General features: G+C 36.2%; 25 protein-coding genes. All 25 read right to left on the bottom strand.

Annotated features, from left to right (window positions below; all coding sequences use genetic code 11):
* Position 1: 1 nt before the first annotated feature.
* The gene (locus ACSKT4_RS02055; RefSeq protein WP_366480699.1) at positions 2-886 is read right to left on the bottom strand and encodes a MinD/ParA family protein; all 885 of its coding nucleotides are present in this window, start codon (positions 884-886) and stop codon (positions 2-4) included.
* On the bottom strand, positions 867-1,991 hold the full coding sequence (gene flhF / locus ACSKT4_RS02050; RefSeq protein ID WP_186868689.1) for a flagellar biosynthesis protein FlhF: 1,125 nt from the start codon (positions 1,989-1,991) through the stop codon (positions 867-869). The genes ACSKT4_RS02055 and flhF overlap by 20 nt, the downstream gene beginning before the upstream one ends.
* Positions 1,988-4,024, bottom strand: coding sequence for a flagellar biosynthesis protein FlhA (flhA, locus tag ACSKT4_RS02045; RefSeq protein ID WP_186868688.1), 2,037 nt, complete (start codon positions 4,022-4,024; stop codon positions 1,988-1,990). Before flhA ends, flhF begins: the two co-directional genes overlap by 4 nt.
* A gap of 19 nt (positions 4,025-4,043) precedes the next feature.
* Positions 4,044-5,123: a flagellar biosynthesis protein FlhB gene (gene flhB, locus ACSKT4_RS02040; RefSeq protein ID WP_186868687.1), complete on the bottom strand. Its 1,080-nt coding sequence runs from the start codon at positions 5,121-5,123 to the stop codon at positions 4,044-4,046.
* Position 5,124: 1 nt separating this feature from the next.
* Positions 5,125-5,904 (bottom strand): flagellar biosynthetic protein FliR, encoded by a 780-nt coding sequence (gene fliR / locus ACSKT4_RS02035; RefSeq protein WP_186868686.1) that lies wholly within the window; start codon positions 5,902-5,904, stop codon positions 5,125-5,127.
* A gap of 3 nt (positions 5,905-5,907) precedes the next feature.
* Positions 5,908-6,177, bottom strand: coding sequence for a flagellar biosynthesis protein FliQ (gene fliQ, locus ACSKT4_RS02030; protein ID WP_186868685.1), 270 nt, complete (start codon positions 6,175-6,177; stop codon positions 5,908-5,910).
* Positions 6,178-6,212: 35 nt separating this feature from the next.
* Positions 6,213-6,878 carry a flagellar type III secretion system pore protein FliP gene (gene fliP / locus ACSKT4_RS02025; RefSeq protein WP_186868684.1) on the bottom strand — a complete coding sequence of 222 codons (666 nt, stop codon included), beginning with the start codon at positions 6,876-6,878 and terminating at the stop codon, positions 6,213-6,215.
* A complete protein-coding gene (locus ACSKT4_RS02020) occupies positions 6,871-7,539 on the bottom strand; it encodes a flagellar biosynthetic protein FliO (RefSeq protein WP_343221433.1) in 669 nt (222 codons plus the stop codon). The genes fliP and ACSKT4_RS02020 overlap by 8 nt, the downstream gene beginning before the upstream one ends.
* Before the next feature lie 6 nt (positions 7,540-7,545).
* The gene (locus ACSKT4_RS02015) at positions 7,546-7,908 is read right to left on the bottom strand and encodes a response regulator (RefSeq protein ID WP_186868683.1); all 363 of its coding nucleotides are present in this window, start codon (positions 7,906-7,908) and stop codon (positions 7,546-7,548) included.
* Positions 7,909-7,929: 21 nt separating this feature from the next.
* Complete coding sequence (fliY, locus tag ACSKT4_RS02010; protein ID WP_465822743.1) at positions 7,930-9,087, bottom strand: flagellar motor switch phosphatase FliY; 1,158 nt, start codon at positions 9,085-9,087, stop codon at positions 7,930-7,932.
* Positions 9,080-10,078 (bottom strand): flagellar motor switch protein FliM, encoded by a 999-nt coding sequence (fliM, locus tag ACSKT4_RS02005; protein WP_186868681.1) that lies wholly within the window; start codon positions 10,076-10,078, stop codon positions 9,080-9,082. Before fliM ends, fliY begins: the two co-directional genes overlap by 8 nt.
* Before the next feature lie 31 nt (positions 10,079-10,109).
* Positions 10,110-10,529 carry a flagellar basal body-associated protein FliL gene (fliL, locus tag ACSKT4_RS02000; protein WP_186868680.1) on the bottom strand — a complete coding sequence of 140 codons (420 nt, stop codon included), beginning with the start codon at positions 10,527-10,529 and terminating at the stop codon, positions 10,110-10,112.
* Positions 10,522-10,740 (bottom strand): flagellar FlbD family protein, encoded by a 219-nt coding sequence (locus ACSKT4_RS01995; RefSeq protein WP_186868679.1) that lies wholly within the window; start codon positions 10,738-10,740, stop codon positions 10,522-10,524. Before ACSKT4_RS01995 ends, fliL begins: the two co-directional genes overlap by 8 nt.
* A 61-nt stretch (positions 10,741-10,801) precedes the next feature.
* The gene (gene flgG / locus ACSKT4_RS01990) at positions 10,802-11,602 is read right to left on the bottom strand and encodes a flagellar basal body rod protein FlgG (protein ID WP_186868678.1); all 801 of its coding nucleotides are present in this window, start codon (positions 11,600-11,602) and stop codon (positions 10,802-10,804) included.
* A 78-nt stretch (positions 11,603-11,680) separates the two neighbouring features.
* Positions 11,681-12,055, bottom strand: a complete 375-nt coding sequence (locus tag ACSKT4_RS01985; protein WP_186868677.1) for a TIGR02530 family flagellar biosynthesis protein — start codon at positions 12,053-12,055, stop codon at positions 11,681-11,683.
* Positions 12,056-12,069: 14 nt separating this feature from the next.
* The gene (gene flgD, locus ACSKT4_RS01980; protein ID WP_186868676.1) at positions 12,070-12,576 is read right to left on the bottom strand and encodes a flagellar hook assembly protein FlgD; all 507 of its coding nucleotides are present in this window, start codon (positions 12,574-12,576) and stop codon (positions 12,070-12,072) included.
* A 9-nt stretch (positions 12,577-12,585) separates the two neighbouring features.
* Positions 12,586-13,869 carry a flagellar hook-length control protein FliK gene (locus ACSKT4_RS01975; protein ID WP_465822740.1) on the bottom strand — a complete coding sequence of 428 codons (1,284 nt, stop codon included), beginning with the start codon at positions 13,867-13,869 and terminating at the stop codon, positions 12,586-12,588.
* A gap of 30 nt (positions 13,870-13,899) precedes the next feature.
* The gene (locus ACSKT4_RS01970; RefSeq protein WP_186868674.1) at positions 13,900-14,481 is read right to left on the bottom strand and encodes a MotE family protein; all 582 of its coding nucleotides are present in this window, start codon (positions 14,479-14,481) and stop codon (positions 13,900-13,902) included.
* 5 nt (positions 14,482-14,486) lie between these two features.
* Complete coding sequence (fliJ, locus tag ACSKT4_RS01965) at positions 14,487-14,933, bottom strand: flagellar export protein FliJ (protein WP_186868673.1); 447 nt, start codon at positions 14,931-14,933, stop codon at positions 14,487-14,489.
* Between the two features lie 2 nt (positions 14,934-14,935).
* Entirely contained in the window at positions 14,936-16,255 is a 1,320-nt protein-coding gene (gene fliI / locus ACSKT4_RS01960) for a flagellar protein export ATPase FliI (RefSeq protein WP_186868672.1), read from the bottom strand.
* A complete protein-coding gene (gene fliH, locus ACSKT4_RS01955; RefSeq protein WP_186868671.1) occupies positions 16,252-16,995 on the bottom strand; it encodes a flagellar assembly protein FliH in 744 nt (247 codons plus the stop codon). The genes fliI and fliH overlap by 4 nt, the downstream gene beginning before the upstream one ends.
* Positions 16,988-18,001, bottom strand: a complete 1,014-nt coding sequence (gene fliG / locus ACSKT4_RS01950; RefSeq protein WP_186868670.1) for a flagellar motor switch protein FliG — start codon at positions 17,999-18,001, stop codon at positions 16,988-16,990. Before fliG ends, fliH begins: the two co-directional genes overlap by 8 nt.
* Before the next feature lie 12 nt (positions 18,002-18,013).
* Positions 18,014-19,624 carry a flagellar basal-body MS-ring/collar protein FliF gene (fliF, locus tag ACSKT4_RS01945; RefSeq protein ID WP_186868669.1) on the bottom strand — a complete coding sequence of 537 codons (1,611 nt, stop codon included), beginning with the start codon at positions 19,622-19,624 and terminating at the stop codon, positions 18,014-18,016.
* A 128-nt stretch (positions 19,625-19,752) separates the two neighbouring features.
* Complete coding sequence (fliE, locus tag ACSKT4_RS01940) at positions 19,753-20,055, bottom strand: flagellar hook-basal body complex protein FliE (protein ID WP_186868668.1); 303 nt, start codon at positions 20,053-20,055, stop codon at positions 19,753-19,755.
* Between the two features lie 11 nt (positions 20,056-20,066).
* Positions 20,067-20,525, bottom strand: a complete 459-nt coding sequence (flgC, locus tag ACSKT4_RS01935; protein ID WP_186868667.1) for a flagellar basal body rod protein FlgC — start codon at positions 20,523-20,525, stop codon at positions 20,067-20,069.
* Position 20,526 lies beyond the last annotated feature (1 nt).

The following is a 20,526-nucleotide window of genomic DNA, read 5'->3' as shown; positions in this document are numbered from 1 at the left end:
TTCACCTTCCTTTTATAGTTAATAGACCCTTTAGTCTTTCAACAAAAGTAGAAGATTCCTTTATACTTGTTTCTACTTTTCTATTTAAATAGCTATCTACTAGCTGCTTAATAGATTTAGCAATGGATGATTTGTCATTGCTAATGGAAAACGGAGTCTGCTGAATAACAGAAGCTGTCACTGTTTTGTCCTCGGGTAATATGCCAAGTACTTTTACATCTATTTCAAGAAACTGCTCTATTAATTTCTGAAATCGATTTACCGTTGTTTTGCCCTTCTTAAGATTATCTGAACGGTTTAGAACTAATTGTATTGGCAATGTTCTATTGTAACTTGCAATATATTTAATCATGCTATATGCATCTGTTATGGAAGTTGGTTCTGGCGTCGTAATGACAATACATTCATCTGATGCTAAAACAAAATCAATACTAGATTGAGTGGCACCCGCTCCCATATCAAATATAATATAATCAAATGATGCTAGAACATTGTTGTATTGCGCTAGAAAGTAGTTCATCTTATCCTGATCCACAGAAAAAATATCAGTCAGCCCTGCTCCTCCTGCAATAAACATTAGATCATTTGGTCCTAGTTCCATAATATCATAAATAGGTAATTGGTCCTGAAGTAAATTTACAATGGTTCTCTTTGCTTGAAGACCAAGTAATATCTCTACATTCCCCATCCCGATATCTAAATCGATTAATAGGACCTTTTTCCCCTGTTTACAAAGCTCTAATGAGAAATTTACAGAGATATTGGTTTTGCCAACGCCACCCTTTCCACTTACAAAAGAAATCGTCTTCGCTTGTATTGGTTTATTTGATGCTTCCTCTAGTTTTCTTCTTAAACCCTCTGCTTGATCATGAATCAAATAAATCACCTACTAATAAATCGCTAATGATTTCTTTTGTTGGATTCAAAATATTATCTGGAACTTCTTGGCCGTTTGTCAGATAAGCTATTCCGATATTTTCTCCTAGAGGAATGTTGAGTAAGCTTCCATATTGTCTTGTTTCATCTATTTTCGTAAAAATTAGTCCTTCCATATTGATGTGGCGGAAGTTGTAATAAATATCAGAAATATCTTTCGGTTTTGACGTTAACGATAGTACTAAATAATGGATGACGTTTTCTTGTTGCTTCAAGTTTGCGGACAATTCCTTCACATACTGTTCATCACGATAGTTTCTTCCTGCAGTATCAACTAAAATCAAATCATAGTTTTTTAACTTCTCCATTGCATTCTTATAATCTTCTACCGAATAAGCCACTTCAACAGGTGTATTTAAGATTTTGGCATACGTCTTCAATTGATCAATCGCTGCAATTCGGTATGTGTCCATGGTGATGAAAGCGACCTTCCTTTTGTCCTGAAGGATACTTTTTGCAGCTACTTTTGCTATGGTTGTCGTTTTTCCTACACCTGTTGGACCAACAAAGTGAACAATTTTCGCATTTTCAGAGATCCCTTTGAAGGAAAGTCCGTCAAGTTGGGACTCAATTTCCTTTTTTACATCATTTATAATCGTTAGAGAATCTGGCAATACTTTATTTTCTCTATGGCGTTCTACCACATTCATCACAATCGGAGTAGCTAAGTCTTCTTTTACTTCTTGATCAAGTAAATGCTGATATACTACTTGATATTCTAACGGGAATAATGAAGGATTTTGCTGACTTGATTGGTTCTCTAACATACGACGCATGTTCTTCATTTCCAAGATAAGTTCTGTCTCTACTGAATTCTTCAGCTTAGATGGACGAGTAGGGCGTACTCCTAGTTTCTCACTTGTTCGCGACTTTGAGACGATAGGATTATGATCCAGTGCCGCAACCACCTCAATCTTACTTTTCTTAAAGAGACCTAAAAATCCACCTTCTTGGATTTCCTTAGAGCTTAAAATAACCGCATCGGCTCCTAGTTCCTTCCGAATTTGCTTCATTGCCTCAGGCATTGTTGGTGCTACATATTTTTTTACTTTCATGCTACATTCACCACTCCAACACTTTGAACTTGTACAGTAGGTTCAAGCTCGTTATAGGATAATACGACAACTTGAGGTAGAAATCGGTCTAGTAATTGCTTTAAATACATTCGAATTGCTGGTGAACATAATATAACTGGATTCTCTTCTTGAAGCGCTAAATTCTCTACCTGTTCACTAATCGCTTTTATAATAGACTGCTGTGAATCAGGGTCTAATGCTAAATAGTTACCATGTTCTGTCGTTTGAATATTATCCGCAATTATTTTTTCAACCCTACCAGAGACAGTGATTACCTTTAATGAATTATCTTGATTGGCATATTGCTTAGTCAGTTGTGCAGATAATGCTTGTCTAACATATTCTCCTAGGAGTTCAGGGTCATTCGTTAACTTACTAAAGTCTGCTAATGTTTCAAAGATGATAGGCAAATTTCGTATCGATACATTTTCTCTAAGTAGTTTTGCTAAAACCTTTTGTATATCTCCAATCGATAACGGATCCGGTGTAGTCTCTTCTACTAGTATTGGATAGCTTTCTTTTAAGTGATCGACTAATTCTTTTGTTTCTTGTCTACCCAATAATGTGTGTGCTTGACGTTTTATCACTTCGGTAATATGGGTTGAAACAACAGAAGGAGGGTCTACCACGGTATAGCCAGACAATTCCGCTTCATCCTTATTTTCTTCACTAATCCACTTAGCTGGTAATCCGAAAGCAGGTTCCTGTGTTTCAATACCATCAATGACATCATTATCTATATCAGGTGTCATAGCTAAATAATGATCGAGTAAAATTTCGCCTGAAGCCACTTCATTCCCTTTTATTTTCAATCGATACTCATTCGGATTCAGTTGAATATTATCTCGTATCCGTACAACTGGAATAACAATTCCTAGTTCAATTGCTAATTGTCTACGAATCATAATTACTCTATCTAATAGGTCCCCTCCCTGTTTCGCATCAACTAAGGGTATAAGGGCATAGCCAAATTCAAACTCAATTGGATCCATATTAAGTAGATTAATGACATTTTCTTGCGTTTTCATCGCAGTTCCTTCAGCTTGATCTTCTTCCTCCTCATCTTTCACAACTGGTATTTTTTGCTTCCGCATCATCAGGTAAGCGCCTAATGCCAGAACAAGAGCTATAATCGTTGTTAAGAAAAAGTTGATTGGAGTAAGGCCTAATAAGAATATAGTACCTGCAGCTATTAGTAATAACTTAGGATATTGCAATAATTGCTCTGCAACATCACTACCTAAATTATTACCGGATGCAGAACTACGAGTCACCACGATACCTGTAGCAGTAGATATTAATAGGGCAGGTATTTGACTAACTAATCCATCCCCTACTGTTAATCGCATATACGTATCAATAGCCTCTTGAAACGTGTAACCTTTATCCATCATTCCAATCGCAATACCGAATAAAATATTGATGAGAACTATAATGATACCGGCAATGGCATCGCCTTTAACGAACTTACTTGCACCATCCATAGAACCATGAAAATCCGCTTCATTTTCTACCTTTTTCCTTCTATCTTTTGCTTCTTGTTCTGAAATAAGTCCCGCATTTAAATCTGCGTCAATACTCATTTGTTTTCCTGGCATCGCATCCAGTGAGAATCGAGCTGCAACTTCTGATACACGTTCTGACCCTTTCGTAATAACCAAAAAGTTAATAATGACAAGAATGACGAACACTACAAAACCAACTAGTGGACTGTTTCCAATAACAAACGTACCGAACGTATCCACAACACCACCAGCATCAGCATTATTTAGAATGGAACGTGTTGTAGAAACATTCAACGCTAATCTAAACAAAGTTAGTAACAGTAAAAGGGTTGGAAATACCGAGAACTGCAGTGGCTCTTGCGTGTTCATGGAAACTAATAGAACGATTAGTGCCAGAATAATATTAATTAAAATAAGTACACTGAGTAGCCATCCAGGTAGTGGAATGACTAACATGATAATGACTACTATTACAGCGATTAAAACGGAAAAATCACGGGCTTTCATGGAAGTCTCTCCTTAAGGTTTAAACTTTTTTCTCCATGCGGTATACATATGCTAATACTTCAGCAACCGCTTGATAAAATTCTTCTGGAACTACCTCACCAATCTCTACCGAGGCATAAAGCGACCTTGCTAATGGTCTATTTTCTACAGTGATCACATTATTTGCTTTGGCAATCTCACGAATTTTAAATGCAATATGATCTACTCCCTTTGCTACAACATAAGGAGCACTTGCTTTTTCTTCATCATATTTAATGGCAATTGCGTAATGCGTTGGATTTGTAATTACTACATCGGCATTAGGAATTTCACTCATCATACGACGCATCGATATCTGTCTTTGTTTTTCTTTTATCTTAGATTTTATCAAAGGGTCCCCTTCGATATTTTTATATTCATCCTTAATGTCTTGTTTCGACATTCGGATGTTCTTCTCAAAGTCATATTTTTGATAAGTATAATCAAATACCGCTAAGAACAGTAGAGCTATCGTTGCTGCAATTCCCATGATTAAGGTTGTTCTTGCAAAAAAGGCAAGTGCATTCTCTGCGTTCTTAAACGCAATCATGAGCATGTCGTCCTTAAATAGCCAAATAACAAAGAATGTGATAGAGCCTATAACAACTATTTTTAAAAATGATTTCAATAATTCCACAAGTGCACGTAATGAAAAAATACGTTTTGCACCTTGAATAGGATCAATTTTCTTTAAATCAAATTTCAATGGCTCTGTTGTAAATAAAAACCCAATTTGCATTAGATTAGACCCAACACCAGCTACCACTGCTATAATCATTACTGGTCCCACTATTTTAGCGAATTCCAACATAATTTCTTTAAACAGCTGAAAGACGTTTTTTTCGGTAAGGTCCCAATGAATAAACTCGGTAAATGTGTGTTGGAAGAGGGCAAGCATATTATCCTTCATAAAACTTCCAAATACCGCCATCATGATTAAAACAAATAGTAGTAAAAAGGCTGTATTTACATCTTGACTTTTTGCTACTCTCCCTTTCTTTCTCTCATCGTTTCGTTTTTTTGGAGTTGCTTTTTCTGTTTTTTCTCCAGCAAAAAATTGGAGATCCAATCGTAATTGCATATTAAGCACCTCCAAATAACATCATTAACCCTTGAATTACTTCAAACATATAACGAAATAGATTTTTTACTAAAACGATATAGAGACTTAAGAAAACTAGGATCGCAACAAAACTTACTAATATTTTTAAAGGTAGCCCCACTACAAATACATTCAGTTGGGGTACCGTTCTAGAAATAATTCCTAAGGCAACATCTACTAAGAATAGACAGCCAACAATAGGAACCGCTATTTGGAAAGCTATAAGAAACATACTATTAAATGCCCTTATGACAAACTCTGCAATACTCCCGTTTTCAAACGGAATAAATGCATCTATTGGGATAAACGAATAGCTATTGACAATCCCATCTATTAAAATATGGTGACCATCAACCGATAATAAGAATAATAATGCGATAATATAGAAATATTGTCCTGTTATCGGGCTTTGTGCACCTGTTTGTGGATCCATAACATTTGCAATAGCAAACCCCATTTGAAAATCTATCAATCCACCTGCAACTTGAACAGCTGAAATGATAATATAGCCAATTAGTCCTATTAGAACCCCAACAAGTGCCTCTTTTATAATCAAAAATAAATATAATTCATCGAATATAATTCCAGATGGATCAACCGTATAAAAAATGATAAATGCTAAAAATACACTAATACCAATTCTAAATTGTACTGGAATGGTTCGATAAGAAAATAAAGGCATTGTAACAAAGAACCCTAATACTCGGACTAATATAAGTAAAAAGACTGGAAAACTATTTATATTAATTAGCTCTAACATTATTTACCCTACAAACCGATTTAAATTTTGAAATAAATCTGCTGTGAATTCTACCAAGGTGGACAGCATCCAAGGACCGAAAAATAACAATCCAACTAAAACAGCTACAATTTTAGGAATAAAAGCAAGGGTCTGTTCCTGAATTTGTGTAGTTGCTTGGAATATACTAACTAGTAAACCAACAGCAAGTGCTAATATTAATAATGGACCTGTTATGAGAAGTACCGTATAAATGCCTTTTTCTGCCAGAGATAATACAAATTCACTACTCAAATCCATAACCCCTCCTTTCCCCTATTTTAAAGACGTCAGAACCCTGACAATAAAGAGTGTGTAATTAAATACCAACCATCAACCATTACGAATAAAAGTATTTTAAATGGCAATGAAATCATCACAGGTGGTAGCATCATCATCCCCATTGACATAAGAATACTGGCAACCGCCATATCAATGATAAGAAATGGGATAAAAATCATAAAGCCCATTTGAAATGCTGTTTTCAATTCACTAATCGCAAAAGCTGGTACTAATGCGGTAAGCGGAATATCTTGAATGGTTTCCGGCGCTTCAATTTCGGCATAACTCAAAAAGAGTGCCAAATCTTTCTGTCTTGTATGTTTAGCCATAAAGTTCTTAATGGGCTCACTAGCCCGGTCATATGCTTCATCCAGTGTAATTTCTTCATTAAATAATGGTTGTAACCCTTGTTGATAAACCTCGCTAAAAGTAGGTGCCATAATAAAAAATGTTAAAAATAATGCTAATCCAATTAACACTTGGTTCGGTGGCATTTGCTGTGTAGCCAGTGATGTTCTAACAAATGATAGAACAATAACAATTCTAGTAAAGCTAGTCATTAAGATTAAAATCCCCGGCGCTAAGGAAAATACCGTTAGCAGTAGGATTAACCGTATCGATGTCGAAACATTTGTAGGGTCGGAACCAGAAAACATATCGATAAATTCATTCATGGATATCTTCCTTCTCGGTATGCTTATTCACTAATTTTTTTCTATTTTCCTTCAGTTTCTCTAGCTCATTAGAGAATAGATTTTTAAAATTTGCGTTGGTATCATTCGAATTCTCATTTGTTTGCTTGTCTTTTCGTTGAAGAAGTGATAGCAAGTTTTCTGGTTTGAAATCAGACTGCTGGTTATAGCTACTTAGAATTTCTTCTTTCATCCCCTCATCTTCTATCTCTTCTAGAAGTTGAACATTCTCCCCTACACCTACAAGGTATACCTTACTTCCAACACGGATAATTTGGATTGATTTGCTAGGACCAACTGCTATTCCACCAAGATTTTCTAAAACCTTCACTTGATTGAAAAGCTTATTACGTCTATTTAAGAACTTTAAAACGAAATATATTAATGCAAGAATGAGAAACAAAGCAAAAACCAATTTAACTAAATCAAAAACTAATGAACCATTATCAGAACTAATACTTTGGTTAGGACTTAAGTTAACGGGGGATTCTTCTTCTGATTCTTGTTTATTCTGATCCTGATTTTCATCATATTGATCAATAACCATATCACCATCAGCAAAAACAGTTAAAGGGGATACTATTAGGAATAGTAATAAACCAAGCAGAATCCCCGCACCACTTTTTATACCCAATTTCCTCACCGTTTCTTAATCCAATGCTTTCTGGATTGCTTCAATTACTCGATCAGCCTGGAATGGTTTTACAATAAAATCCTTTGCTCCAGCTTGGATTGCATCAATAACCATCGCTTGTTGTCCCATAGCAGAGCACATAATAATTTTGGCAGCTGGACTTTGTTCTTTAATTTTTTTCAAAGCCGTAATACCATCCATTTCTGGCATCGTAATATCCATCGTTACTAAATCTGGATTCAGTTCGTTAAAAAGCTCAATTGCTTGAAGACCATCTTGCGCTTCCCCAACTACTTCGAAACCGTTCTTTAATAAAATATCCTTGATCATCATTCGCATAAAAGCTGCATCATCTACAATTAGAATGCGTTTACTCATGTCAAATTCCTCCTAGTATGATTATTTCAGCTTCATAAGTCGATCAGATTGACTTATGATATCCGTCACTCGAACACCAAAGTTCTCATCAATGACTACTACTTCCCCTTGAGCTATTAATTTTTCATTTACTAAAATATCTACTGGTTCCCCAGCTAATTTGTCTAGTTCAATAATAGAACCAGAGGTTAAATCTAGTATATCCTTTACAGTACGCCTAGTTCTTCCTAGCTCTACTGTTACTTTTAAAGGGATATCAAGTAACATATCTAAGTTCCTTGGCTGACTTACCATTTGGCTTTGCTGTTCAAAAGTTGAGAATTCAGCTTGTTGTATATTCGCCTGGTTTTGATTCATTGAATTACCGATTAATTGTGGCTCCGGTGTCGCTTCTCTAGTTAAAGTCGCATTGTTAGCTTGAACTGGTGTTGTTTCTTGATAATTTACTGACTCCTCTATTGCCACAGCTGATTCCGAATGGCTTTCCTGACTATTATTCAATAATTCATCAACTAATTGTTTCGCAAAAGGAACTGGCATAAGCTGCATAATGTTAGAATCTATTAAGCTACCAACTTGAAGTTGGAAAGAAACTTTTACATACACAACTGCTGTACTGTCATCTGCTGCATCTTGTAATTTTTCTTGCGATATGGACGGTGGTGAAATATCAACACGTTTAGCGAAAACAGTGGACATACTTGTTGCTGCTGCCCCCATCATTTGATTCATCGCTTCTTGTACTGCGCTTAAATGAATCTCATTTAACTCTCCAAATGGGCCTAAACCATTTCCGCCAAGCATAATATCAGATATTATGGCAGCATCTTCTTTTTTAATAATTAGTACGTTCTTTCCAGTAAAACCTTCTACATAATTTACTTGAACACTTACATGTTCAAATTGAAATGCCTCTTCTACTTGTGATTTAGGAATTATCGATACTTTTGGTGTCGTAATTTCTACCTTTTGATTTAATAGGGTTGAAAGCGTAGTAGCAGAGCTTCCAAATGAAATGTTTCCAATTTCACCCAGCGTATCAATTTCTATAGATGAGAGATAATCACTCATATCAATCGAGCTTTCAGATGCATCATTTGTTTTCTCTTCGGAGTCATCATCCGCACCAACATTTAATAGAGCATCAATTTCATCCTGGGAAAGCATTCCATCATTCATTTCCTTCAACTCCTTCCTTTATTTCTTCCAACACCTGAACAGATAATTTGTTTTTGTATTTACCAGGCTGTACGTGGAATTTAGGTTCATCATTTATTTTTAAAATTAATGGTTGATCTATTGGATGATTTAGCGCAATCACATCTTGTGAAGCTAAATCTAAAAATTGCTGAATACTCATAGTTGTTTCACCAAGAATTGCTTTCGCATCAACTGGAACCTTCTCAATATTCTTCGCCAGTTTGTCACTAGCCTCTGGATCACGTTTTTTAGTGGAGGTTTGCATCCAATATTGAACAGATAGCCTTGAAATAATAGGCTCTAAAACAATATGCGGGATACATATATTAATCATTCCACTTACTTCTCCAATAGCCGTATTTAAAGAAACAACGACTACTGTTTCATTGGGTGATACTAGCTGTAAAAACTGAGGATTAATCTCCATATCTTCTAGTTCTGGCTCTATATCAATTAAGGATGCCCATGCTTCCTTTAAACTAACTGTGGCCTTCTCAAATAACTGAGAGATTAATATCGTTTCTATTTCGGTTAGATTATCAATTTTATTGATTGAATCTCCTCTACCGCCTAGTAATCTATCTAACATCCCGTAAGCAATGTTCGGATTTACCTCCATAATAATACGTCCATCCAATGGCGATACATTATAAAGATTTAATACCGTGACTTTGGGAATTGATCGGATAAATTCCTCATATGGAATTTGGTCAACTGATGCAACGGTAATATTCACGTAGCTCCTCAGTTGTGATGAAAATAAAGTCGTTAATAACCTTGCGTAATTTTCATGAATTCTTCCGATACTACGAATTTGGTCTTTTGAAAATCGTAGCGCTCGCTTGAAATCATAGACACGAACCTTTTTTTCACTTTCTTCTTTTTTTAGTTCTTCTGCATCCATATCACCTGTTGTTAAAGCTGATAATAGTGCGTCGATTTCATTTTGCGAAAGAACTTCATCTGCCAAAGATACTCACCTCCATATAGGAGTATTTAGTCTACTGTAATATTTTATTGATTGTATAAACATCTTGTATGGTGCCTTCCGTCATGAGTTCATTTAGCTCCAGTTTAAGCGTATCCTCAACCTCGGAAAGGCCAGTTTTAAATTCTTGCTCATCCATTTTCGCTAATTCCTTAATCAGTATGTTTCTTACTTGGAATTCACGTTTGGAGAGTTCTTCTCTTGCATGCTTACCATCTGTTATGATTTGAAATTGTATACGAACAAAGCTACCATCACTAAGGTCAGTTGTAATTTCAGGTGTTTGATAAGAATATTCGACAATCTCATCGATACTTTGTTCTCCATCTTTATCTTTCTTTTCTAGTACATTGAGGACAATTACTGCTCCAACAACACCTACTAAAATAATAATAACTAATGAAATTAGCATCGTTTTAACAAGTTTACTCAATTGAATTTTTCACCTCACTTAGTGAATGTATAATACCAATCCGCTTATAGTAAGCTGTTATACGTTCTGTTACATCTTCTTCTGTCTCTTTTACGACTACTTTTTTACCATTGATTAACGTAATCGTTGTATCTGGGTAGGATTGAATTTGTTCAATCATAAAAGCATTAACTGTAAAAGATTCACCATTTAGTCGTTTCAGTTTTATCATAAATTGGAAGAAGATGTCTGTAGAGGGGATTTCCCCCCTAAGACATCATCCTACCTCCCTATTATCGTTTTAAATTAACGAGCTCTTGTAGGATTTCATCCGATGTTGTAATAATTCTAGTATTTGCTTGGAATCCACGCTGAGCTGTAATCATTTCCGTGAACTCTTCAGAAAGATCAACGTTAGACATTTCTAAAGCACCACTTACAATAGATGCACCGTCTGTTTCGGGGCTAACTAGACCAGTATATCCAGCGTTTGTGCTATTTAAAAAGAGATTGCTTCCTGCTTTTTCCAGCCCTGCCGGATTAGAGAAATTAGCAAGTACAATCTGACCTGCAACTTGAGGAATTCCCTCTTCATCAACGTAATTAATCGTTCCATCTTTTTGCACACTAAAACTTTGTGCATTTTCAGGAATCTGAATTTGACTCGTTTCCCCCTCTTCTCCAAATCCCATAAGATAATAACCTTGTGGATTAACAATATAACCATCTTGATCAAGATAGAAATTACCCGCTCTCGTGTAATAGGTTGTATCTCCATCTTGTAAAACAAACATCCCATCTCCCTCTAAAGCAAAATCTAGTGGCCTATTTGTTGTTTGACGGAAACCTTGGGTATGAATATTATCGATAGAACCTAATTGCGCCCCCAAACCAACTTGTGCTGGGTTAATCCCACCTCGAGTAGCAGTTGGACCTTGTGCACCAGATGTCATCTGACTCATCATATCCTGAAAGGTAACACGACCTTTCTTAAAGCCTGATGTGTTAACATTGGCAATGTTATTCCCAATAACATCTAATTTTGTTTGAAAATTTTTCATTCCAGAAATACCAGCATACATTGAACGTAGCATTTTCATACTCCCCTTTTTCGGTTAAATTTAAGCTGTATCAATCAGTCAACAGCTTTTGGCTTCCCATAAGGGTCCAGCCTAGTCATTTATAAGAATGGTTCCATTAATATTAGTAAATATTCGATTAGAAGCTTCATCCAAACTCATTGCTGTCACTACTGTGTTGTTTTTCGCACTAACTAATAGGGCAGTATTATTCATCACAACGAGTGAATCTGTAACACCCTTTGCCCTTGCTTCGGTAACTTTTTCATTAATGATCTTCCATTGTGTATCATTTAAATGAATATTTCTTTCTTGCAATCTATCACTAGCATGCTTGCTGACTTTTAGCTCTTGTTGTTCTTTAAGAATCGACTTGAAAGATAGCCCTTGATCACTCGTTTTACTCTTAGCTGTTATCGGAAATTGTAACGCCTGTTGACTAGGAATTTGATGAATTCGGTGATCCATAATCTTCACTTCCTTTATTCAGACCCGACCTTATCCTTTTCATTATCTACTTGCTCATTAGTTGAGTCTTCATCGGTGTTCTGTTCGGTTTCTTTTATTCCTAAAATAAAATCTGCAAACACCTTGTCCCCGTTAGCTAATTGAAGAACTGCATAACCTTCTTCTAAACCGACTGCAACAACTTCACTAGATTGAAGTGGTAGCCATTTGTCTGCCTCTTGGTCATAATTCCGGTAAGAGACTGTTTTCCCGATTAAATGACTATGCTGAACAATAGGGTTAAATTGTTGACTCTGAACTAATTGATTAATAGCAGTTGCCATATTCATTGTTTGTTCTAAAGCTGAAAATTGAGCAAGTTGTGTAATAAACTCCCGGTCATCCATTGGATTTGTTGGGTCTTGATTTTGTAATTGTGCCATTAGTATTTTTAAAAAATCATCTTTTCCAAGATTATTATCAGGAGCCTCTCTTGTCGTCGTTTGATTTTTTAAATATAGAGAAGGATCTATTGTTGGCATGCTATTCACCTACACTTCCATATTTCGAATCAATTCATCTAACCTTGCTTCAAAGTCATCTCCACTATGATTACTTTCTTGTTGGTGATCCATATCATCTGATTGGTCTTGATTTTGACCTTGCAAGGATTGTTCATCCCCCTGCTTTGTTTGTGCCTGTCCTTGACCAGCACCTACATCCTGTCGTTCAATCACGACTTGTTGAGGGGAAAACATATGCTTCAACTGACTAATGTTGGACTCCAGCATATCTTTAGCAGCTTGAGTACTTACTACAATCTTAACTGTCATTTCACCATTAATTTCAGTTAAACGAACCATCATTTCTCCAAGATTTTCAGGTCTTAGGGAAATGGAAAGCTGATTCATTCCATTTGGCATGGATAAGAATTTACTTGTTTTTAAAACCTGATGGAATTGCTCCATTAATTGTTGTTCTACTACTTGTCCACTCATGTTTTGATTAACGAAAATGACATATTGTTCTAGCTTAGGTACATACGTATGACTCGAGAAGCTAGTGTTCTGACTTGGCATCACGTTTTCTGTTCCCTGTTGATTATGTAGTGCATTTTCTAGCCATCTTACAACATCTTTTGTCGTGACTTGTGCATCGTTTTGATATTGGAGTTTATTGGAAAGCGTAGCTCGGTTTTGATATGCCACAACTAGTTCTTTCCATAATTGGTTTTCTTTTGTGCCAGTCAATTCTAACGATTTCGCTTGTTTTTCATGATTGCTTAAGTCTTTTTCTAGTGAAGTCCATTGCTTTAGCAAATCTAATAATTTTGGAGCTATCCTTTTAAACTCCTCCTCAGTAGAAACATCTGAAACTAAGCTTTCAAATTTAGTAAATACTTCGACTAACTTTTGTTGTACGACAGCAAGCACTCTCTCATCCAATCGCGCTATCTCATCGCTTACTTGTTGATCCCTATTAACTGATTCCACTTCCATTGGAATTAGAATATTAGGATGATGACCAATAAGTCGAAGACGTAGCTGTTCCAAATCAAGTGGTTCCATCACAGTCCCCGTTGATATAGTAAGATCTTGAGTTGTTGTTATTTCACTTAACTCATTATCTTCTATATTCATTTGTTCTAGTAATGCTTCTAACGTTATTATTTCTTTACCGGAAGATTTTGTCTCTAGAGATGAACCATTCTTCATCATATTTCCTTGTTGCAATAACTTAGCAAACAGTGAAGAGGTATTCGCCTGTTTGTCATTAGGAGTTGAGGTCTCCAATACATTACGTAGTGTCTGTGATACCATGTTAATCGCATTCACTTCTTTCACCTCCTTTCAAAAAAAGTGCGCTTATTGATTAATAAAAAGTTTCGTAATAGCTGCTGCTGACTCTGGCGTCATATTTCCCAAAATAGCTCCACGATCTTTATTAGACATCTCACTTAATATGGTAAAAGCCGATTCCTGATCCAGTTGTTCTAGTATGATTGCCGCTTGTTCACTACTCATTTCTTTGAAAGAGCTCGACATTTGCTTAATAGATTTACTAGAATCCTCTTCTGTTGTCTGTTTAGCAGCTTCCAAATCCCTCTGCAATTTAGTAATGGTAAGCTCTAATTGCTCTATTGAGCTTTCTAAAGCTGTTTTTTCCTGGTTCAATTGCTCAATTTTTTCATCTTTAGCAGCAATCGTTGCCTGATAGTTTTCTTCTTCCTTCTTCTCTGCAGCTTCATCATCTGTTGGAATCAAGGACGATACTACAGGGATATTACTACCTGTATTTTTCGCCCAGTCTATTACATTTACCCCAACTAGCGATAATACAATTGCTGTTAGCGTAATAGCGATAATAACAGGTATAACGATGGCAAATAAGAACCATAAGATAGGATTCATTTTTTCTTTTTCTTTAACTACTTTTTGCTCTGCCATTTCTATCACCTATTTTTGTGACTAAGATATTGTTGAATAGATATTTCATTCATAAACGATTCTTCCGCTTGTTTTAATTGTGTTAATGATTCGTTATTACGAAATTCAATAATCTTTTCAAATTTTTTCGTTTCTATATGTGCCTCAGATAGAAGCGCCTGCTTAGACTCCATGTTATGCCTTGCTCGTTGTAATTGAACTTGTAATGCTTGAATATTTTTTTCTAATCTAGTAATGTAAGCCAATTGATCCTGAATGAAATCAATATGCATATTAGAGCTTAATGATTCTTCATAAACCGCTTCAGCTGCCTCTTTTTTTTGTAGTAGCTTTAATAGTTTCGTTCCTATCTCTTCGAAAGCATCAACAGACTTATGATAAGCAAGCTGGGCATCTTTCTTTTCCTTTTCTCGTATATCCAATATTTTGGATAAGACTTGGGTCCCTGCCATGATCAATTACCTCCATTAAGCACCATTCTCAAGTTTTCAATTGTTTCTTCTAACGACAATTTTTCATACACACCTTGTTTTAAGAATGTCATGATCTTTGGATAATATAGAATAGCTTGATCGATTTCATGATCCGTACCACGTTTATAGGCACCAATCTGAATCAAATCTCTATTGTCTTCATACTTAGCAACTAGCGCCCGCGCCCTTTGTGCTAATTCTTGATGTTCAGAGGAAACAATTTGATTCATAACCCTACTAATGGATTTTAATATGTTAATCGCGGGATACTGCCCTTGTTCTGCTAGCTTACGATCCATTACAAAGTGTCCATCTAAGATACCACGAACTGTATCAGCAATTGGTTCATTCATATCATCACCATCTACTAGCACGGTATAAAAAGCAGTTATTGCTCCATTTTTGTCGGTACCAGCTCGTTCTAATAGCTTTGGTAAAATAGAGAAAACCGATGGCGTATACCCTTTGGTTGTTGGCGGTTCTCCTGTTGCCAATCCAACCTCTCTTTGAGCCATTGCTACACGGGTTACAGAGTCCATCATGAGGTTTACGTTATAACCTAATTCGCGGAAATACTCTGCTATCGCCGTTGCAGTATATGCTCCTTTAATACGCATTAAAGCTGGCTGATCGGATGTCGCAACAACTACAATCGATTTATGTAACCCTTCTTGACCAAGGTCTTTTTCAATAAATTCTCTTACCTCTCGCCCACGTTCCCCAATAAGTGCAATTACATTTATATCTGCTTTACTATTTCTAGCAATCATACCGAGTAGTGTACTTTTCCCAACACCACTACCAGCAAATAATCCTATTCGCTGACCTCTACCAACAGTTAGCATAGAATCAATGGCCTTTACACCAACTTGAATTGGTTCATTAATTGTTGGTCGAGACATTGGGTTTGGTGGTGCCTGTTCCGTTAAATAATTGGATAAACCATTTGGCAGCTCTGAACCATCTAAAGGTTTCCCTAATGAATCAATGACATTCCCTATTAAACTTCTGCCTATTTTTACAGTAAGCGGTTTTCCTGTAGACTCTACTAAACACCCTGGTCCAATCTCTGAAACTTCGTTGTAAGGCATAAGTATAATATTCTCATTATTAAATCCCACAACCTCTGCAAGTACTGGCTTTTTACCTTTGTTTAAACCCGGATGAATATAACATACTTCTCCTATATTCGCTGCAGGTCCCACAGATTCTATCATAATTCCTACTACTCGGTGAATCTTCCCGAAACGCTTATATACATCAGCTTCTTCAATCCTATTAAGGTAATTTTCTATATTCATGCTTTTTGCTCCAATAGTACTTCGTGTAAAACTTCGTAAATTTTACTTAATTGCGTATGAATACTTGCATCAATTTTCCCAAATGGATGTTCTATCACACAGCTCCCAACTTCTAATGCTTCGTTTATGTAAATAGAAAGGGTCGCTTTTGACTCTAATATTTTCTCCAACTCATTTTTTTGAGATAGGATATACTCATAATTCTCCGGATGTAAATAGATGGTTACTTCACGCTGATCTTTGATCGTGGAAATAGCATCCTTTACAATCGGTAAAAACAAATCCGGTTCCTTGTCTATTTCTTGCTTGATTATCTTTTTGGCGACATGTACGGCAAGTGTTAGAATCGTTTCTTCACTTTTTTCAACGGTTGACTGATAATCCAGTTTGGAAGCTTCGATAATGCCATTGGCTTGTTCAATAAGGTGGTGATATTGCTCAAGGCTCTCCACCTTACCTTGTTCAAAGCCAGCCTGAAATCCTTCTTGTCTTGCTTGCTCTATTAATTCCAGTTTTTCCTGTTGCCAAGCTTCTTTTGCCGACTGAATTTCTTGCTCTGTATTTGCAATTAAATCTTCTTGTTGTATTTTTATTAATTCTAATCGGTCTTGGGCCGCTTTTAACTGATCTAATTCGGATTGCAATTGTTCTTCAGAACTGATTACTATTTGTTCTGATACCTTATTTTGAATTGGAATAATTTGAATCGTTTTTTTGGAACTTGGTTGAGTATTAGACAATGATATCGTCTCCTCCACCACGGGCTATAACAATCTCACCGATATCCTCTAGCCTTCTAATAATGGCTACTATGCGTGTTTGTGCCTCTTCTACATCACGTAATCGAACAGGACCCATAAATTCCATTTCTTCTTTAAATGTCTCTGCCATACGTTGTGACATATTTTTAAAGACAATATCTTTTACTTCATCACTAGAAACCTTCAGTGCAAGGCGTAAATCTTCGTTTTCCACTTCTCTGATAACTCGCTGAATTGCACGATTATCAAGGATAACAATATCTTCGAATACAAACATACGCTTCTTAATCTCATCAGCAAGTTCAGGGTCTTGAATTTCTAACGCATCCAAAATGGTTCTTTCTGTGCTTCTATCTACTCCATTTAATACTTCCACCACAGACTGGATACCACCAGTTTGTGTATAATCCTCTGTAAAAGAAGAAGAAATATTTCGTTCTAACACTTCTTCGACTTGACTGATAATATCTGGAGAAGTAGAATCCATTGTCGCTATACGTCTTGCAATATCTGCTTGCATTTCCTGTGGCAATGCAGATAGTATTTGTCCTGCTTGCTCCGGATCTAAATAAGATAACACTAATGCAATTGTTTGTGGATGTTCATTTTGAATAAAATTTAATACCTGTTGTGGATCCGCTTTTCTTGCAAAATCAAATGGCCTCACTTGTAATGAAGAGGTTAATCGGTTGATTATATTGCTCGCCTCTTGCTCACCAAAGGCTTTTTCTAACACTGTTTTGGCATATCCGATACCGCCTTGCGAGATATAATCCTGTGCCAGTACTATTTGGTGAAATTGTTCTATTACTTCCTCTTTCATGTTCGTATCAACTTTTTTCACAGATGATATTTCAAGACTTAGTCTCTCAATCTCTTCCTCTGTTAAATATTTATACACTTGAGCGGATACATCTGGTCCGAGAGAGATTAAGAGAATTGCTGCTTTTTGTTTTCCAGTTAGTGGCGATTGTTGTCTAGCCATCTTTCATACCTCCTAATCTTCTCCTATCCATCCACGTAATAGCTTCGCAAACTCTTCTGGTTTGTCTTTGGCCATTTTTTCTAATTGTTTTCTACGTTGAATTGTTTCTGTTGCTTCTTCCACTTCAATATCTGGAACAGTATCAACAGTCTCCACCGCAATTGCTGCCTCACGATTCTCCTCGGCTATTGCGTTAGACTTTCGCTTAAATAATAGAATTATTAAGATTATAATAATTAAAAGTAATACTCCACCTACTACATACATCCAGACTGGAATCTTAAATCCAGGATCAGTTGTTGGAGTAGTCATACCACTAAATTCTTGAAACACGATTGACGTTCTAGGGTCATTCGGATTATCAGCTAGATCCTCCGTTTGAAATCCTGGATCAATCGATGTTGCGATAATCGAATTTAAAATATCATTGATACTATTTCTAACTTCGTCTTCTTGTGCTGCGTTTAATCTATTTCCTTCATAATCTAATCTGTCCACAGCAACTTGTATTCCTAAGTCGCGGACCTTATAGGGACTTTCGATAATTTCTTTTTGAATCCGGTTGAATTCATTATTAACTGTTTCCTTAATATATTCATATTCTCCATCATCACCTGCATCAGCACCTGCATATCCAGGGATGTCTCCATCGCCAGCACCTGCAACTCCTCCAACTTGATTTGCTCCAGCGCCAGAATACGTTTCACGAATCGTTTCGATACTAACTGGTAAACCTTCCATATTCTCAGGATCTGTTGGTTCAACAATCTCTTCCACTCTGTTTTCCTGAGTGAAATCAATATCAGCAGTTACAGAAACGATGACATTGTCCATTCCAACCATCGTACCAAGCATTTGTTGTAATCTTCTTTGAATATCTCTTTCGATATCACGCTTTACTGTTTGTTGATATGTATATGCATCTTGGAATCCATTACTATTTTCGTTATTCATGTCATAAAACTCGGAATATTGATTCATAATGCTGATATTTTCAGGTTGTAGATTCGGTACTGCTTTAGACACTAGTTGGTATAATGCTTTGATCTGATTACCTTCAAACTGATACCCCGGTTCAGTTTCTATTATGATGGCAGCTTCTGTTGGTTGTGTCTGCTCACTAACAAATATAGGTTCCTTAGGCATGGTAATCATTACAGTAGCATTATTAATCCCCTGAATTCTTGTAATCAAATTCGCTAGCTCCGTTTGCATCGCATCTAGGTGCATCACATTAAATTCGTTATCTGTTATCCCCCATGAAGTATTTTCACTAAAGAAGGAGTAATCAATATTGCCACTATTAGGAATCCCTTGACCCGCTAAGTCTACTAACAGACTATCCGCTTGCTCTTTTGGAACAGAAATAGTAGTACCGCCATCGCCTAATTCATACGGAACTCCTCTAGCATCTAATTCCGTTTTAATTTGCCCAACCTCTTGTAACGATAAATTCTTATACAATGGCATGTAATCTGATTTCGTCGCAAATAATGAAATAACTGCTATTAAAGCAATCACAGCAAGCGAAGAACCAATTATTAAGCTTTTTTGACCTTTTGACCGGCTTGACCAAAAAGTTTTTGCCGTTTCTTTTAATTTCATTATTTTTTCGTTGTTCATGTACTCCCCCGCCAAATTCGAAAACAAATTAACAACCAAAACCTTTATAACAAGTCTAGTTATTAATTTTATATTTTTTGTTAAAAGACCATTAAGTCAATCCGATATATACTTTAATAGAATACCTTTTATACTTGCATTCTCATTATCTCGGTATATGCATCAATTGCCTTACGTTGAATTTCAACTGTAGCTTGCAGTGTTACACTCGCTTTTTGAGCAGTAATCATAACGTCATGTAAGTCATTGATTTGACCCATAGCAAGTGCCTCTGTCTTTTTGTCAGATTCTACTTGTAATTCATTGACATTATAAATCGCATTCTTTAACAAGTTAGCGAAATTCGCTTGTGCTTCTCCAGGTGTAATTAATTGCTTACCATTCGTTGAATTTATTGTTGAATTATGTAATCCATTAATCGATAAACTCATCACTATTCTCCTTATTTGCCAATTTCTAAAGCCTTCATCAACATACTTTTACTAGCATTCAGTGCGGTTATATTGGCCTCATAGGATCTTGTCGCACTCATTAAATCAACCATTTCTTTGAGTGGATCGACATTCGGCATTTGTACATAACCAGCTTCATTAGCATCTGGATGTGTTGGATTGTAAACTAATTTAAATGGCTCTTCATCCTCTACAATACTAGTCACTTTCACACCACTCGCAGGATTATTGGAGGTATTATTCGTTGCCTTATTTAAAAAAGTGCGAAAATTACGGTCAGAAGGCTCTACCTCTACCATCTTCCTACGGTATGGTTCTACCGCACCATTTTCATTTACTGTTGCTCTTGTTGTATTTGCATTTGCGATGTTGGATGATATGACATCCATTCTTAAGCGTTGTGCTGTTAGTGCACTTGCGCTAGCATTCATTGCGTTAAAGATAGACATG

It is taken from the genome of Ornithinibacillus liuyingii (assembly GCF_055550225.1).
Note: the sequence above shows the minus strand (reverse complement) of the source record. Positions and strands in the feature narration are given on the sequence as shown.

Coding starts and splice junctions, on each gene's coding strand:
- flhF (WP_186868689.1), bottom strand. CDS start 1,991: ATGAAAGTAAAAAAATATGTAGCACCAACAATGCCTGAGGCAATGAAG.
- flhA (WP_186868688.1), bottom strand. CDS start 4,024: ATGAAAGCCCGTGATTTTTCCGTTTTAATCGCTGTAATAGTAGTCATT.
- flhB (WP_186868687.1), bottom strand. CDS start 5,123: ATGCAATTACGATTGGATCTCCAATTTTTTGCTGGAGAAAAAACAGAA.
- fliR (WP_186868686.1), bottom strand. CDS start 5,904: ATGTTAGAGCTAATTAATATAAATAGTTTTCCAGTCTTTTTACTTATA.
- fliP (WP_186868684.1), bottom strand. CDS start 6,878: ATGAATGAATTTATCGATATGTTTTCTGGTTCCGACCCTACAAATGTT.
- ACSKT4_RS02015 (WP_186868683.1), bottom strand. CDS start 7,908: ATGAGTAAACGCATTCTAATTGTAGATGATGCAGCTTTTATGCGAATG.
- fliY (WP_465822743.1), bottom strand. CDS start 9,087: ATGAATGATGGAATGCTTTCCCAGGATGAAATTGATGCTCTATTAAAT.
- ACSKT4_RS01995 (WP_186868679.1), bottom strand. CDS start 10,740: ATGATAAAACTGAAACGACTAAATGGTGAATCTTTTACAGTTAATGCT.
- flgG (WP_186868678.1), bottom strand. CDS start 11,602: ATGCTACGTTCAATGTATGCTGGTATTTCTGGAATGAAAAATTTTCAA.
- ACSKT4_RS01985 (WP_186868677.1), bottom strand. CDS start 12,055: ATGGATCACCGAATTCATCAAATTCCTAGTCAACAGGCGTTACAATTT.
- flgD (WP_186868676.1), bottom strand. CDS start 12,576: ATGCCAACAATAGATCCTTCTCTATATTTAAAAAATCAAACGACGACA.
- ACSKT4_RS01970 (WP_186868674.1), bottom strand. CDS start 14,481: ATGGCAGAGCAAAAAGTAGTTAAAGAAAAAGAAAAAATGAATCCTATC.
- fliJ (WP_186868673.1), bottom strand. CDS start 14,933: ATGGCAGGGACCCAAGTCTTATCCAAAATATTGGATATACGAGAAAAG.
- fliI (WP_186868672.1), bottom strand. CDS start 16,255: ATGAATATAGAAAATTACCTTAATAGGATTGAAGAAGCTGATGTATAT.
- fliG (WP_186868670.1), bottom strand. CDS start 18,001: ATGGCTAGACAACAATCGCCACTAACTGGAAAACAAAAAGCAGCAATT.
- fliF (WP_186868669.1), bottom strand. CDS start 19,624: ATGAACAACGAAAAAATAATGAAATTAAAAGAAACGGCAAAAACTTTT.
- fliE (WP_186868668.1), bottom strand. CDS start 20,055: ATGAGTTTATCGATTAATGGATTACATAATTCAACAATAAATTCAACG.
- flgC (WP_186868667.1), bottom strand. CDS start 20,525: ATGTCTATCTTTAACGCAATGAATGCTAGCGCAAGTGCACTAACAGCA.